Here is a 16,062-nt window from a genome sequence, read left to right on the forward strand (position 1 = left end):
GTTTTTCCCATGATTGACTGACTTGAAAATGCTCCTTCGATGAGTATCTATATAGTTCGGTTCCACATCGCATTTTCATGCTTGACTATGAAACTTGTTTCATCGGGACTGCCTTCTACTTATATTTGTAATTGAGGTAAAAGTAGCGATTAATGACAGCTTGTCCACGATTTGATGTGTAGTTTTGGTGCTTGACTACCTTTACCCCAGGTTAATGTGGGGTGAGTATAATCGGATGCTTCTAAGCGAAAGGCTTGAATTAGTCTGTCGATGGTATCAGCTGCGCCTAAATCTACCATCTGTACAGTATCTAGTTTTCCGGCTGTTAAGATAAATGCTAGATACCGTGCTGGATACCATTGTGTTTCTCCATTGGCCGAAATTGCTTGAAAATCGAATACGTTAAAGCGGACAAACTCGACCAAAATGGAGTTAGGCGGTAATGCTGCGACGATCGCCTCACGGTCAAAAGTTTGCTGTGATAGCTGAATTTCTGGAACTTGTGCCGCTAATTGTTTTTGTAAGTTGTTATGTCTGTTTTGCAGTTGTCTCAAATTATCTTGGTATGTAGCTAAGTCATTTGTTTCGGGAACTGCAAAAGTGAGATGGATAATTTGATTGCTGAGGTCACGCAGTTGGCGGAATTTTTCTTTTTGTTGCGGGTAGCGGCCATTGTAAAATGCTTCATTTTGAGCCGCTAGCGCTGAGGCGGTTAAGGCTTTACGTTTGAGAACAAAATCTAAGGCTGCAAGTTTTGGTTTATCTGAGTCAGCAAGATGGTTGCAGACTAGGGAAAGAAATAAGTCAAAGTTATTGCGAATTTTCTGGAGGAAGACCAGGCGATCGCTTTCCGAACTAATACCAATTTAATATGAAGCTGCATATAATGGTAAGAAGCCAACTCTTAAGTTTAAATAGCCATGAGCCGCCCGTTTAAAATTGAAATAACAGAGAGCGAAGAGGAACTAAAAAAACGTCTACAAACAGCCAACTTGGGAAATCAGAAAGAAAAACTTATAATGTTGTGGTGGATCAAAACTGAACAAGTCAAGGAACAGCAAGAAATCGGAAAACGCTTGGCACGAGATACTTCAACGGTCACAAGATGGTTGCAGAAATACAAAACTGACGGGCTGTCAGGCTTATTAAAAATCAAGAAAGCGCCAGGGGCAAAACGGAAAATCGATGATGCTGCGATCGCAGCGCTTGAGGAGGAGTTAAAAACAGCAAAGGGCTTTAGTAGCTATGGCGCAATAGTTGATTGGTTGAAACAAGAACATGGACAAGATATCGAGTATGCAACGGTTTATGCGTGGGTTCGATATCGATTAGGAGCAAAACTAAAAGTGCCTCGCCCTCAAAGCCATAAGCAGGACGAAAAATTGGTATCTGAGTTTAAAAAAAACTCGGTATCATACTCAATTGTCTAGAAGAACATTTAGCACCCGGCAAGTGTGTTCGCTACCTGTGCCAGGATGAAACTAGAGTTGGACTCAAAACTCTTACAGGAAAAGTGATTACAGGTTTTGGAGTCAAGCCCACTGTTAAGGTGATATGGCCGAGGGAAAACTTTTGGATTTATGGTGCAATTGAACCCTTAACTGGAGACCACTTTCTTTATGAATATCCAAAACTAGATGGCGAGTGTTTTCAACAGTTTTTGGACTGGTTATCTGTGCAATTAGGCTCGGATTATGCAATTTTACAGATTGATCAAGCACCGGCTCATACAAGTTCAGCAATTAGCTGGCCAGAGAATATTATTCCTCTATTTCAACCACCATCGGCTCCTGAACTTAATCCTATCGAAAGGCTTTGGCAAGCTCTTAAGAAACCTCTCAAAAATCAACTTTTCTCTTCTTTACAAGCTTTACGCGAACGCATCCAAGAGATATTCGACCAACTTACATTTGAGCAAGTTATTTCTGTCTCTTCTTATAACTTTATCCTAGAAGCTCTTTTCTATGCAGCTTCACATTAAATTGGTATTAAGGTTATTAATTTCAAAAAGTTTAATTCCGTCTCAGTGGATGTAATTAGCTAAGGAGCGTGCTAATTGTTTCAAAATGTTACTTTGTTCGGTGTGCTTGCGATCGCTATTGGTGCAATTCCTGGTGCGGTGAGTCGGTATTATCTAACTGAATTTTGCAAAAGAGCCATAGGTACACACTTTCCTTACGGCACTTTTATTATCAATTTCACAGGCTGTTTACTAATGGGCTTTTTCTTCACCTTATTTAAGGGGATAAAAGGATTTCCACCTGAGATAGATTTATTGGTAAGAACTGGTTTCTTGGGTTCTTATACAACCTTCTCAACTTACGGATACGATACATTCTCGCTGTGGCGAAATGGGAAACAGGGAGCCAGCATTTTTTATTGGGCGGGTAGTGCGATGTTAGCAGTAGTTGGTATTATCTTAGGTGGTTATTTAGCGCATCTATTTGTGAAATAATAACGATTCTCTTCAGCAAAAATACCAATCTGTATCCAATTAGTTAATTAAAAAGGAAACTTCAATAATGCAGAATAGTTTTATTCGCACTATTATGGCGATCGCTTTGGGTGCGATTCCCGGTGCTGTAGGGCGCTACTTGATAACTGAATTGACCAAAGGAATTATTGGGAAAGACTTTTCTTACTATGGCACCTTTGTGATTAATGTAACAGGCTGTTTTATTATTGCTTTGTTTTACACGTTAAACGAGCAAAAGTTTAAAAGCCTTTCACCGCAAATTCGGTTAGCGATCACTACTGGTTTTTGCGGTGCCTACACCACTTTTTCGACTTACGGATTAGAGACTTTTACCCAAATAGACAAAGGCAATACAACAATAGCTTTAATCTATTGGTTAGGCAGTATGGTAGCTGGCATGATTGCTGTGCAGTTGGGTGTATTTCTAGGTAGCTTTAATTCTAAATCTAGCGTTACTGATTAATAAGATAAATTAGCTGTAATAGGGAAGGTAGAACAAGCAACGTAGTGAGTACAAACCTCACTGTTAGCTGTTAGGGATTTCCAAAGAAAAAAAACATTCAATTTTTATTGTGGGGTGGGCGTCTCGCCCGCCCAATGGTTAGAGCGGACACGTTGGTTATGGAGTTCTTGCTCAGTACTACCCTGCGGTGGGTCAAGCTTTGATACTCACATTTGAGCGGTGCTAACCTGCAAGGAGCCTACCTGACTGGTGCTAATCTTAAGAATGCTCAAGTCAGCGATTATGAACTCAGTAGTGCCTTCCTCGAAGGTGCGATTATGCCGGATGGTTCAAAATATCGCTCTGAAAGGAAGTCTTAAAAGCCGAAAAGCCAAAATTTATTTGAAACGAAAAGGTCGTGGTCTGGCAATCCCATAACCTTGGGCATAATTTACTCCAAGGCTTTGAATTACTTCTAAGACAGCCTTATTTTCTACAAACTCAGCAATAGTTTGCAGTCCCATCACTTGACCAATTTTATTGATTGCATCTACCATTGCTAAGTTAATTGGCTCTTCTACAATATGCTTGACAAAACTGCCATCAATTTTGAGATAATCTACTGGTAGATTTTTGAGATAAGCAAAAGAAGACATACCACTACCAAAATCGTCTAAAGCGAAATAGCAGCCAAATTCCTTAAGCGACCGAATAAATCCAGCAGCTTTACCCAAGTTTTTGATGGCAACAGTTTCAGTAATTTCAAAGCAGATTGCTGAAGGTGGTATTTTGTATAAGAGAAATTGCTCGCACACAAAATCAATGAACTGGTCATCATTGATACTAGCGCCAGAAAGATTAATTGTATATAAAGAGCCATGACTATGTTTAAGCGATCGCGAATCATACCATTGAGAATTCCCGTATCGCGCAAGATTAGCAAAAAACGTGTGGATCACCCAACGGTCAATAGTTTGCATGAGATTGTAACGTTCAGCCGCTGGAATAAACGCCATTGGTGACACCACCTCACCCGTTTCATCGATCAGACGTAGGAGAACTTCGTAATGCTCTGTTAGAGAATAAGTCTGCGACACAGGAACAATAGATTGGTAGTAAAGGCGGAAACGGTTGTCTTCCAGCGCTTGAGTAATTCTTCCTACCCATTGCATTTCGCCACGTTGCTTTACTAGGTCAAGATCGTTAGCTTGGTAAACATGTATGCGATTAGAACCTTGATTTTTCGCAACATAGCAAGCTGCATCGGCAGCACTTAAAGCAGTATTCGTGTTGTCGGTATCTGCGTTGATTGCAACTAAGCCGATGCTAACGGTCAAATTAAAAATTTTCTCCTGCTTCCACACGAAGCGAAACTTTTGCGCTGCTTCACGTAGTTGATTAGCAATTAATAGTGCTGCTTCTAGAGAACAATCATTGAGTATAATGCCAAATTCATCTCCGCCCAGACGTGCAAGAGTATCATAAGAACGTAGATAAGTTTGAAACAAACTAGCAACTTGGCACAATAGTTCATCGCCAGCAACATGACCGCAAGTATCATTGACAATTTTGAACTGGTCTAAATCTAAATAACACAGTGCGTGCTGTTCTTTGGTGGACTGAGCGCTGGTTACAGCTTGTATTAAACGATTTTCAAACTCGCGTCTGTTAACCAGTCCAGTCAAGACATCGTGGCTAGCTTGCCAGGATAATAGACGTGCCAGATTGCGATTTTGGGTAACATCACGAAACACGAGGACTACACCAATGATTTGGCCCTCGCTAGTACGAATCGGCGCAGCACAGTCTTCAATGGACAACTCTGCGCCGTCGCGGGTAATTAGAACAGTGTGGTTAGCTAAACCCACGATCGCACCAGAATGCAAAACTTTTGCTACTGGGTTTTCTGCGGCTTGGTGGGTAATTTCGTTACTAATTCTAAAAACTTGTGTCAACGGCAACCCCAATGCCTCAGTTAGACTCCAGCCAGTGAGGAATTCTGCAACTGGGTTAAGATATTTAATCGAGCCAGTTGCATCAGTTGTAATTACCCCATCCCCAATAGATTGCAATGTCACTAAAGCCAGTTCTTTTTCTTGAAAAAGAGCTTGTTCTACAGATTCGCGCTCAGCAATCTCTTCCTTTAACCGTCCCAGAGTCCTTAGCAATTCCTTGGTGCGTGAGAACACTCTTTGCTCTAGCTTTTCGTTTGCTTTTTTAAGCGCTGTTTGCGATCGCTGACGCTGGCGATCGATGACGTTCAGCGAACGAGCATTCCACCAAATCAGGATTACAAAGACAAGAATATTCAAAATGCTTAAGGCACACAGTCCAAATTCGGCAGTATAAATCTGCATTCGGTAACCAGATAAAACTAGCCAGCACATGAGTGGCGGAAACACAATTGCAGTGGGTAATAAAAACCTCGCCACCATCCCACCCACATTTTTACTGGTGACTACGACCATCAACCCACGGTTTGGACAGGCAAACAAAATACCATACGCTAGCAACAAGAATGCAACTGCTGTATGCACTGCAATTGATGTTAAGGAGCCAAATCTATAGAGAAGCGCATTACCATACAAGTACCCCAACAGCCCCATTCCGGCAATGAAAAATGCCACTATTGCACATAATTGGGCTAGTAAATATTTAGGAGCAGCCAAATTCAACAGCAGTAGGCTTAATCCAAATAACACAAAAATAAACGCGGTATGAACCGCCATTCGACCAGGAGCCGCATCACCTAGTGGATCGATACTTGTGTGGAAAAAGATTTGATCGATGCCAAGGTCTAAGTTAAAGGCATACTGAATTAGTGTCAGCAGACCAATTAGTAAGACAAGAAGGGCACAGGCTTGAGCAATATTACGTTTTATACCAATTCTCGGTTGCCAATGCCACAGCAATAAAGATATTCCCCCCAAAATCAAACAGATAGCTGTGTTAGCTTTCATAGCTACCCATCCTGGCAAAATGCTTTTGAGAATGGTGATATCTTTTATCCAACCAACAATCACAGCACAGCCAAGTAAGGCTACTGCAATACTGGCTTTTTGAGAAAAATACCGGAATAAAGCGTTTAGTGCGAGAGACTGATATCGAGATTGGACATCATGAATAGCCATAGCTTTATTTAATAAATTGGCAACTATTGTGCTATTTGCTGTTTATCATGGAAATTAACTAGATGCAAGTACTTGAGTTCGATGTGAAAACAGTCTCTTAAACAGGTACAAGCAGAGTTTTTCGCGTGTAGGTTAGATGATAGCGCCAAACTCTCGTCAGGCAAAAAATGTTTAGTATAATCCTTAAAGTTTCTCTAATAAAATTGATAAAGATAAATAATTATTGTCAAGATTTAACTTAAGTATAAATTAAATTTTTCGTGACGTTTTCGAGCGATTGAAGAGAGTAGTTACTGCTAGCAATTTTTCAAAATATTTACAAAAATCATCAAGATCGCAAAATAATTTTTCTAATTTAAAATTTTTACTTGATACGACTTGAAATAATCAAATAATTAATACTTTACATAAAAACTTAGACTTTAAATCATCAAAAAACAAGGTTGGTTAGGAAATTTTGGAATAAGCTCTAAGTAGGCAGGCAAGAAAAAACAAAACTATGTGAAGATAAGTAGTAGAAGAGGCTGAATCGCTGACTTTCTTGAAAACACGTAGATAATAGTGAAAAACCTTTGAGTGGTGACGAATCATTTCAATTACTTTACTCGATCTGATTGCAGACATTCAAACTGAGTGATGGCGGTAAGATATCAGGACTTATGCACAAGGATTGTCTGTTGAGACTGGGTTAATAGTAGTTAGGGTGTAGGGGTGTAAGAGTTTTCCTCACTTACACCCTCACACCCGAATGGCACGCTTGTAAAGCTATTTCTTGGGGTGAGGCAGGAGGCAGAGGGCAGGAGGCAGAAGTTATGAAATCTTTGTGCTGCAAAACTTTCGGGTTTTTATTTTCTTTTCCTTCTGCCTCCTGCCTCCTGCCTCCTGCCTTATCTTCGTGCCATTCCCCTCACACCCCTTGTTCAAATCCTTGATTTCTCCTATTATTACGTAATTTTTGGTATGTTCTAAAACATGTGAATCATGTTGCGTAACACTCTAGGAGCAATTTATTTATTCTCGCCCAAGACCTGTGCTGCTATCAATGCTAACGCTGCCGTACCAGCGATCGCACCCCACTGGAGAAGCGGATTTTTATCTAGCCAGTCGGAAATGCTAGGTATAACTAACTTATCAAAATCCCCGCCAACTCTGTCGTGTTCGGCAACAGGTTGGTAAAAATTATTTGGTGCATCTTCAGACTTTGGCTCAGCAGTACGCTGCAACCGGAAAGCTGTAAGTAGTAAGAAGGTATCTACTAGAGATGGTGAGATGCGTTGTAGCAAATCTAGTATCTTAGCTACATCACCAACTAAAAAATCGCGAGTTGGATGTTCGGCTGCATAAAGGATAGCATCAGCTACAAGTTTAGGATCGTAGTAAGGTGGTATTCCTGACGGTTTTACGCCTAACTTTGTTAAACCATTGTTCCAAAAGGGTGTATTAATTACCGCAGGCTTGACACTAGTTACACTGATGGGGATTTTCTCGTGTTCTAGCTCGACGCGCATGGCTTCGACAAAGCCTTCTATACCATGCTTGGATGCAGAGTAAGCACTCTGGTATGGAAGCGATCGCCTACCTTCCATTGAAGAAACGTGGATCAGTGCGCCGCGTCCTTCACGTTTGAGATGGGGTAATGCCGCCATTGCACCATATACTTGCCCCATTAAGTTGACATCAATAAGATGCTTAAACTCTTCTGGTGTTGTCTTGTCAAAAGTCGCAAAGACACCGATCGCGGCAACATGAACCCATGTATCAAGTCGTCCGTATACCTCCACAGTTTTATCTGCGATGGACTTAACTTGGTCAAATACTTTCACATCAGCGACGTAATAAGTTGCCTCGCCGCCAAAGCTGCGAATCTCCTCTACTAGGGACTTTAGCTTCGACTCACCGCGAGCCGAGACTACCACTTTTGCGCCGCGTCTAGCAAACTCAAGAGCTGCCATCCGTCCGATGCCACTGGAGGCTCCAACGACGGAAACGACCTGCTGATTGATTGGCTTTAATTGCATAGGTGTTACTCCTTAAAAGAAAATGGGGATTCGGGATTAAAACAATTGTTTCCCAGCCCCTAGTCAAAGGTGACAAGCAAGAAACTGGTTCAACGCCTCGGTAAATAATTCGGGACGCTCGACTTGGGGTAAGTGCCTGCAATTGGGTATTAAAGCTAGGGCGTGTCATCAATTAGGTAAACTAAAATCAGAACTGCTGAAAAAGAATAGACAAAAATTGACTGCATACCCTTTCACCTTCTCTGGAATTCCAGTCTTGAAAGCTGCTTGACGAGGCAATGACTGTCCATGTCCGGCGTTAAGTACATTACCAAAAATATACAAATCTAAAGCTTCTCCTGATACTCCTGCTCGTTCCAAGGCTGCACGCATGGCGATCGCACCTAAGTCTACTGGAGACAAATCTGCGAAGATACCTCCAAACCTACCAAGAGGTGTGTTCAACTATTAATATCTAGTGCGGAAGATACCCCCAAGCTGCTTTGAAAATAAGGGCTTAATTGCGCTATTTTTAAATAGGAACAAAGCTTAACTAAATTTTATTAGATTGATAGAAAACATCCTAAATAAATATGGTTTGAGCCTTAATGAAGCTCCTCAAATAATTTTTGAGGAGCTTGAGGAGCTTTTAGAGTGTAAAACAGTTAGTGACTAAAGTAATTTAACTCTTCTAATTGGTACAATCGTCTACCTAAAGAAAGGGCATTTTATTAAAGAATCTCGTATCCGAGAGTACAAACATTTTTAAAATGGCAATATTTTAGTCTCGCGCTTTCAGCCAATCTACAATTGTTGGTGGTAGGTCTTTTTGGACTTTGCTACTGACATAAGTAGAACGGTGTGAAAAATTCAATGTTTGTAGTAAGGACTTTAGTCCTAAGAAAAGGGCTTTAGCCCTTACTAAGAGCTAAGTTTAGCTAACGTTATATTAGTTAACATAGTTTGATTTATTCTCACCGACTTACTTACATGCCGATATGTTCAACTGAAAACGATCGCACTGTATAATCAACGCTACCAATATATTTCTCAAGAGCTAAAGATGATGCCGGCAAAACTAGATGATCCTCTTCGGCATAAAGGTTTAAAATTGGGATATTGAAGTTTTACAAAAACATGGCAGTATTCTAATTCAAAAAAAGATTTTTTGCTAATTAAAAATACTGCCATAAATTATGTAAAACCTGATGTTATAGCTGAAATTAATCAACTGCTATTTAATGTCATCAAAAAACAAAAATGCGCTATTTAACCTTTTTGGTGATTTTTGTGTAAGTCCTGTTTATTTAACGTGAACCTCTGTTGGAGGCGTTTGTTTTAAGCCAAGATATTGAGCCGTTAATTGCTATTAATAGTAAAATTACGTAAAGTAAAGCAATGAATTTAACTTCTTTAACGTAATATAACCAAATGCCAATAATATCAACTACTATCCAGTAATACCAACTTTCAATCCGCTTTTGTGCCATCAACCACATTGCGGTAAAACTCATAATTGTTGTCAGCGCATCCAAGTAGGGAAAAGAAGCTTTATCTGGAAATAATCTTGGGAGTATTGTATGAATTTGACTCATCAATATTCCCATTACAAAGGAAATTGCTATTGTTACTAAAGCCGCCAAAAAAATTGTGCGTGGAGAACTATACTTAACATTTAAAATCTTGCCACTAGCTGATTCTGGTGTACTCCATCGCCACCAGCCATAAATACTAATACCTAAATAATAAACTTGCTCGATCGCGTCCGAATACAAGCGTATTTGATAGAAAAGTACCATGTACAGCAATACGCTCACTATCCCAACAGGCCAAGTCAGAATTTTCTTTTGAGAAATTAGCCATACTGACCATAAGTAGAAAATAGTTCCCAAAAGTTCAACATAACTCATGGGATAACCTACAACTTTGAGGGCAATATTATTAACACTCCAAAACTCAAGCATATTAAGTTATAGCAGGTAAGAGGGAATAGGCAACGGGCAAGAGGCTTAAAAGTCTATTCGTATCGGAGTTCTACAAGCAGCTTATATTCTAAGCTAGCTGGCAACTGCTATCATTTTAGAAATACATCTAATAAATTATGATATTTTTGATAATTAGATAATACATTTTTTACAAAATTAATGCGTGTATTTAAATTACCACGCAGAATAAAAAAAGGAATTTTTCTCAGAATTAGATCGTTCTTAATCTGTTTTTGAAATATACTACGATTCGCTTCTCCAGAGCGATCCCAAGTATTATCATAGGGTATATCTGGATCACAAAGGAATACCAAATCATAGCGGGATACAGCTTGATGTGCTAGTTGTGTTAACTCTGGAGCAACGGTTTTGTGATAGTACAAAGAAAATTGATAGGTTGTCAGTGCGTTAGTATCTGTAAACAAGTATTGGTTTGCTTGCAACAGTAAAGTTTCTTCACGTTCTAAATGCCCTTCGGCAATGTCCACAAGTTGAGAGAGCGAAAGTCGTCTTTCTATTTGATGTTGTTCCCAATATTCACGTCCATATTCTGGCATCCATACTGTTTTGTACTCTTTTGCTAATTGGGATGCAATAGTAGTTTTACCAGTCGAGGGAGCGCCTAGAAAAACAACATTAGTAATTAGATCGCGGTAAACGTCAGAATGTAAATAACCCTTAAAAGCATAAGGGTCTTGTCTTACTTGCGTTCCTGAGACAGAGAAAGTTTGGCGATCGCTATCTACAATTCGATTAACTGCTCCCAATGCTTGGCTTACGTGTTCACCATAAAATTCACTAGAGTAAAAATGCGTAATTCTTTTTGATTCTAATCTTTTAAGAATATATTCTTCGTGCTTTTTCTTAATCTCAGGCGTATCACCGATTTCTGTTGGCCCATCCCACGCTTCAATCACCTCAATTGTGGGATAAAGCTTTCGCAGCCAGTTAGCCCTAACTGTTAAAGGAATGGCAGTCACCTCTGGACAATCATAAATTATCACTAGCACTTCATCCATCTCTGCTAAGGCCGTCTCAATCACAAATTCATGTCCTCTGTGGAGAGGAGCATATTTACCTAGCGTGAGTCCACAATTAGTGGCCATACTTTCATTTTTATCTTGGTTAGTGTTGTCCATACCTTATGACTTCAAATCTTCGTGTTTCTACATACTCGGATTTGTGGAATGACAACAAGCAACTTCTCTAAAACCTCTCCTGATATCTTATCTATTTTAGTTTGCTGATAAATGTTGCGTAATTCAAATTATCTTTATCAAACTTTTCAGACATCCTCTATCTAGGTTTCAAGGTTTTAATCTGTTGCCTGTTCCCTCTCCCGAAGGGAGTTGAAACATTACATCATCATTTGGAGTTGATTCGGTGATTTAAATTAATACCCCAGCCGTTCTACTTAATAAACTGCTGTTGTTTTAAAGGGATGACAATCACAAAAGCTGCACCCCGATCTGGAGATGAAATACATTCAAGGGTTCCATGATGATTTTTGGTGACAATTTGATAACTAATTGACATACCCATTCCTGTACCTTTACCAATTGGTTTTGTAGTAAAGAAGGGATCAAAAATACGTTGTTTTATTTTTTCCGGTATACCCAGACCATTGTCGGCAATTTTAATGGCAACCTGACTTTCATTAATTATTTCTGTACGAATTTGAATGACACTAGGAGATTGTTTAATTTCATCTTGAGTACGTTGTTGATCCCGTTCTTCTAAGGCATCAATAGCATTAGTTAAAATATTCATGAATACTTGATTGAGTTGACCTGCATAGCACTCAATTAAAGGTAGATTTTCATATTCTTTAATAATTTCAATGCCGGGATAATCAGGTTTTGCTTTTAGACGATTTTCTAAAATTAATAACGTACTATCAATTCCTTCATGAATATCAACTGCTTTATATTCAGCTTCATCCAAGCGAGAAAAATTTCGTAAAGAAAGGACTATTTGACGAATTCGCTCTGCTCCTATTTTTATTGAAGATAGTAGTTTAGGTAAATCTGATATCAAAAATTCTAGGTCTATAGCTGCAATTTCTGATTGAATAACTGTAACTGGATTTGGGTAGTATTCTTGATATAGATTAATCAGGTTTAGTAGAGTTTGAATGTAATCATGAGCAGGTTTAATATTGCCATAGATGAAGTTCACTGGATTATTGATTTCGTGAGCTACACCTGCTACCAGTTGTCCCAAAGAAGACATTTTTTCACTTTGGAGCATTTGGGTTTGAGTGCGTTGTAATTCCTTCAGCGTTTCCTCTAATTGTTGAGTTTGTTGTCTGAACTGCATTTCTGATTGTCGCAGTGCTTGTTCAGCGATTTTGCGATCGCCTGATTCAATTACCAGTCGCACGAAGTCAGTAATCGAGCTAATAAAACTTTCTTCTTCTAATGTCCATTGGCGCTGAGTTACCAAATGTTCACAACAAACTACACCAATTACCTGTCCTCTAGACCAAATCCTGGCATCTAGCATTGAGGTAATTCCCAGTGGGGTTGTATAACTTGCAGAAAATTCTGAAGTCCGGGGATCGTTATGAACATCAGAAACTGCAATTACTTGTTCTTCCTTTAGAGCTTGAAAATATTTGGGAAAGTCGCAGACAGATAATTCCAAACCATGACTGTGGCAATTATTCTGACGTTGATATAAGTCAAGACATTGAATTCCCAAATTTTTTTCTGTATATAACCAAACGCTTACACGTTCGACATCAAGACCCAAACTAGCCACTTCCGTTACATATTGGATGGCAATTTGAAAATCATCATGTTGTAGTTTTTCACTTTGTACGAGTTGCTGTAGAGCAGTACTATGTCTGCGAAAGCGCTTCTCTGTTTCTTGGCGTTCATGAATTTCTTCCTCTAACTTATTTACTGTTTGACGCAGCAAAGCAGTTTCAATTTTATTTGTGGAAGCAATTAGCCGAATTGAATTTACTATAAATGAATTACCAACTTCATCACAGAATAGGCTTTTGTTAGTAGAAATAATCTGATTTTCACCCTGGTAATTTGTGATTAATTCCTCATGTTCATCAGTCACACCTGTAGTGAATACCAGTTCATCTCGCTCCCAAAAAATATCGGCTTCTGCTGTGCAAAAGAAATCATAATCGGACTTCCCAATTAGTTCTGCACGTTGATATCCGATGAACTGACACAATGCATCATTGACGAACACCCAACTGTGTTGTCTATCTTTGACAAAGATCGGATCTCTAATGCTGTTAAGAATACTCCACAGAAAACTCTGAGAAGATTGTTGCGGAACAATGTCGAAAAACACCATCTTGCTTAATCCTGCAAGGTACTGACTTTCTTCTAGGCATATCATCCCTCATTTGGGATGAGTAGCTCAAAAGATTGCCTAAATTTATCCTTAGTATGCCCAAGATACCATTTAACTACACAACTTCCTCTTCACTATTAGCGTAGGCGCAGCCCGTCACAAGCATCGCTCTTTGAGAAAAATTTTTAATTTACTGATTTATATTTATTATCTTCATTTCATAATCTTCCAAAAGGTTTACTCTGCTTCATTGCCGCTTTGCCCGTAGGTAGACGAAATCCATACCTGAGATTGGTAGCATTTTCTTGCATAGCTAAACGGCTTGGTTTGGATTTAATCCAACCTGATTGCAACTATCTTTAATCGATCAATTTAGGAAGCAGAAATTATGCGTTGGCAATTGGGTCGCAGGAGTACAAATGTTGAAGATCGGCGTGGGATGAAAGTTTCTGCCCCCATCGTGGGTGGAGGTATTGGGGCTGCACTCATATCGCTACTCGTTTTCCTTTTGGGTGGCGATCCCAGTGTAATTTGGGAACAAGCTCCAACATCAAGTGATAGTCCTGTGACTAATTCACCGCAATCAACAGGCTCTAATGCTCAAGACCAGATGGCGGATTTTGTATCTGTAGTGCTGGCTGACACAGAGGATACATGGAGTGACCTGTTTCGACAAAATGGACAAACTTACGTAGAACCCAAGTTAGTTCTTTATTCGGGTGCAGTGCAATCTGCTTGTGGATTTACCCGTTCAGTAGTCGGGCCATTTTATTGTCCGGGGGATCAAAAAGTATATATTGATTTAAGTTTTTATCGTGATTTGAAAACTCGATACCAAGCACCAGGAGATTTTGCTCAAGCATATGTGATTGCTCATGAAATTGGGCATCATGTCCAGAATTTACTAGGAATTTCAGACGAAGTTCGACTATTGCAAAATAAAACGAATCAGACCCAAGCAAATCAGCTTTCTGTAGGATTAGAATTACAAGCAGACTGTTTTGCAGGGGTTTGGGCGCATCATGCACAACGCTCACGTCAAATTCTGGAGAGAGGAGATATTGAAGAAGCATTGAACGCTGCTAGCAGTATTGGAGATGACCGCTTACAAGAACAAGCTAGGGGGTACGCCGTACCAGAATCTTTTACACATGGTAGCTCAGCCCAACGAGTTCGCTGGTTTAAGCAAGGTATCCAGACTGGTGATGCTCAACAATGTAATACCTTTGCTAAAACAAATCTTTAAAAAATTTACAGGCAATTTCTATTACAAATTTTTGTAATCATCTTCTGGACACAGAGTCTTAATATAGGACTAGTATTTGATTTTTGAAATTACTCGTAGAGGCAGGCAATCCTAGAGCCTGACTGTTTTTATGGTCGAATAGCTGTTTTGCGAGAGTGCGATCGCCTGATTCCAACTAAGGATGTTGGGTTCCATACCTCAACCCAACTTACTACATTTTTAATTCAAAAAAAGGTCATCACCCCAACAGGGGTGAGCTTTCGGCATTTATAGCAGTTGAAGCACAGTTTAGGACATAAACCGATGGTCAAACCCCGACACCAAGAGACTTTCAAGCCTATTGTCTGTTTCCTGCTATCTTAAGAAGATAAATACTGCCCAATAGATGGTTTTTGACGACGCAGAGCAGTCATGGCTTGCTGCTGGATTTGGCGAACTCGTTCTCGACTAACATTGAGCTTCTCTCCAATCTGAGCCAAACTTCGTTCTTGATTATCCAACAGTCCAAAGCGTAAGATTAATACTTCGCGCTGCACGGGTTTGAGTGATGCTAACAAATCATTCAAGTCCTGACGCAGCAATTCTTGAGTGATCTGCTCATTCGGTGAGATGCCCTCATCGCTTAGGAGTTCACTAAGTTCTGTATCTTGGTTATCACCCACTTTTAAATCTAAAGAGATTGTCCCACTGGCAGCACTAAGATATTCTCGAATCTGGCTTGCTTCCATGTCCAATTTCTGAGCAATTTCCGTGAGAGTAGCACGACGACCAAGTGTTTGAAATAGTTCTCGCTGTGCCTTCTTAATTTGACCGAGCTTTTCGTTAACGTGAATTGGTAGCCTCACTGTGCGGGATTTTTCGGCGATCGCTCTGGTGATCGCCTGACTAATCCACCAATATGCATAAGTTGATAACTTATAGCCTCGGTTAGGGTCAAACTTTTCTACCCCCCTTTGTAAACCGATTGCCCCTTCTTGAACCAAATCCAAAAACTCTAGATTGCGACGCTGGTATTTTTTAGCTATGGAAACCACCAGCCGGAGATTTCCTACGATCATCTTTTGCTTGGCTCGTTGTCCAAGCTGAAGTATTTGATTTACTTCAGTTTCGGTTTTATTTACAAAATTCGCTAATTCTGCTGGTGTTGGTTGACGATGCAATTGTTGACTAAGCTCTTGTTTTTGCTGGTCAATGGCAATCATTTGTTGTACTTGCCTGCCATAAGTGATTTCTTGGTCAGATGTTAATAAAGGGAACTGACCAATTTCTTGCAAATAGACGCGTACCATGTCAGAAGTCAGGCTGGACATACAACTTTAACATTTCTCCACAATTAGACGAATTTAAAAGTATAAATCAAATAGCCTCATAAAAAATATCAACAAGGGAAGGTAATCTTATGCGCCAACTAAGTAGGTCGGTGTTGAAAATTGTCGTTATGACAAGGCAGGAGGCAGGAGGCAG

The 16,062-nt window shown here is 39.8% G+C and carries 14 protein-coding genes; 6 read left to right on the top strand and 8 right to left on the bottom strand.

Annotated elements, in window-relative coordinates; translation table 11 throughout:
- Positions 1 to 149: 149 nt before the first annotated feature.
- A complete protein-coding gene (locus ACM0OY_RS36150; RefSeq protein WP_414573548.1) occupies positions 150 to 554 on the bottom strand; it encodes a hypothetical protein in 405 nt (134 codons plus the stop codon).
- Positions 555 to 920: 366 nt separating this feature from the next.
- Here ACM0OY_RS36150 and ACM0OY_RS36155 point away from each other — a divergent pair, with 366 nt between their 5' ends.
- From ACM0OY_RS36155 to ACM0OY_RS36175, 5 genes are all read left to right on the top strand, one after another.
- Entirely contained in the window at positions 921 to 1,430 is a 510-nt protein-coding gene (locus tag ACM0OY_RS36155) for a helix-turn-helix domain-containing protein (RefSeq protein WP_414573549.1), read from the top strand.
- Between the two features lie 35 nt (positions 1,431 to 1,465).
- Positions 1,466 to 1,981, top strand: a complete 516-nt coding sequence (locus ACM0OY_RS36160; RefSeq protein WP_414573561.1) for an IS630 family transposase — start codon at positions 1,466 to 1,468, stop codon at positions 1,979 to 1,981.
- Positions 1,982 to 2,056: 75 nt separating this feature from the next.
- Positions 2,057 to 2,455, top strand: coding sequence for a fluoride efflux transporter CrcB (crcB, locus tag ACM0OY_RS36165; RefSeq protein WP_414573550.1), 399 nt, complete (start codon positions 2,057 to 2,059; stop codon positions 2,453 to 2,455).
- A 67-nt stretch (positions 2,456 to 2,522) separates the two neighbouring features.
- Entirely contained in the window at positions 2,523 to 2,939 is a 417-nt protein-coding gene (gene crcB / locus ACM0OY_RS36170) for a fluoride efflux transporter CrcB (protein WP_414573551.1), read from the top strand.
- A gap of 212 nt (positions 2,940 to 3,151) precedes the next feature.
- Complete coding sequence (locus tag ACM0OY_RS36175) at positions 3,152 to 3,298, top strand: pentapeptide repeat-containing protein (RefSeq protein ID WP_414573552.1); 147 nt, start codon at positions 3,152 to 3,154, stop codon at positions 3,296 to 3,298.
- Between the two features lie 18 nt (positions 3,299 to 3,316).
- Here the strand turns inward: ACM0OY_RS36175 and ACM0OY_RS36180 are convergent, their stop codons facing one another.
- From ACM0OY_RS36180 to ACM0OY_RS36205, 6 genes are all read right to left on the bottom strand, one after another.
- Positions 3,317 to 6,049, bottom strand: coding sequence for an EAL domain-containing protein (locus ACM0OY_RS36180; RefSeq protein WP_414573553.1), 2,733 nt, complete (start codon positions 6,047 to 6,049; stop codon positions 3,317 to 3,319).
- 1,007 nt (positions 6,050 to 7,056) lie between these two features.
- Positions 7,057 to 8,067, bottom strand: a complete 1,011-nt coding sequence (locus tag ACM0OY_RS36185) for an SDR family oxidoreductase (RefSeq protein ID WP_414573554.1) — start codon at positions 8,065 to 8,067, stop codon at positions 7,057 to 7,059.
- A gap of 168 nt (positions 8,068 to 8,235) precedes the next feature.
- Positions 8,236 to 8,511 carry a hypothetical protein gene (locus ACM0OY_RS36190; RefSeq protein ID WP_414573555.1) on the bottom strand — a complete coding sequence of 92 codons (276 nt, stop codon included), beginning with the start codon at positions 8,509 to 8,511 and terminating at the stop codon, positions 8,236 to 8,238.
- Positions 8,512 to 9,353: 842 nt separating this feature from the next.
- Complete coding sequence (pnuC, locus tag ACM0OY_RS36195) at positions 9,354 to 10,010, bottom strand: nicotinamide riboside transporter PnuC (protein WP_414573556.1); 657 nt, start codon at positions 10,008 to 10,010, stop codon at positions 9,354 to 9,356.
- 110 nt (positions 10,011 to 10,120) lie between these two features.
- Positions 10,121 to 11,170, bottom strand: a complete 1,050-nt coding sequence (locus ACM0OY_RS36200) for an AAA family ATPase (protein WP_414573557.1) — start codon at positions 11,168 to 11,170, stop codon at positions 10,121 to 10,123.
- A 271-nt stretch (positions 11,171 to 11,441) separates the two neighbouring features.
- Positions 11,442 to 13,352, bottom strand: coding sequence for an ATP-binding protein (locus tag ACM0OY_RS36205; RefSeq protein ID WP_414573558.1), 1,911 nt, complete (start codon positions 13,350 to 13,352; stop codon positions 11,442 to 11,444).
- 388 nt (positions 13,353 to 13,740) lie between these two features.
- Here ACM0OY_RS36205 and ACM0OY_RS36210 point away from each other — a divergent pair, with 388 nt between their 5' ends.
- On the top strand, positions 13,741 to 14,598 hold the full coding sequence (locus ACM0OY_RS36210) for a neutral zinc metallopeptidase (RefSeq protein WP_414573559.1): 858 nt from the start codon (positions 13,741 to 13,743) through the stop codon (positions 14,596 to 14,598).
- A 359-nt stretch (positions 14,599 to 14,957) separates the two neighbouring features.
- On the opposite strand, the gene ACM0OY_RS36215 is transcribed toward ACM0OY_RS36210, so the two are convergent.
- The gene (locus tag ACM0OY_RS36215) at positions 14,958 to 15,908 is read right to left on the bottom strand and encodes an RpoD/SigA family RNA polymerase sigma factor (protein WP_414573560.1); all 951 of its coding nucleotides are present in this window, start codon (positions 15,906 to 15,908) and stop codon (positions 14,958 to 14,960) included.
- Positions 15,909 to 16,062 lie beyond the last annotated feature (154 nt).

The sequence above is a fragment of the Nostoc sp. CCY 9925 genome, assembly GCF_963920935.1.
In the GTDB taxonomy this organism is placed as follows: Bacteria; Cyanobacteriota; Cyanobacteriia; order Cyanobacteriales; family Nostocaceae; genus Nostoc.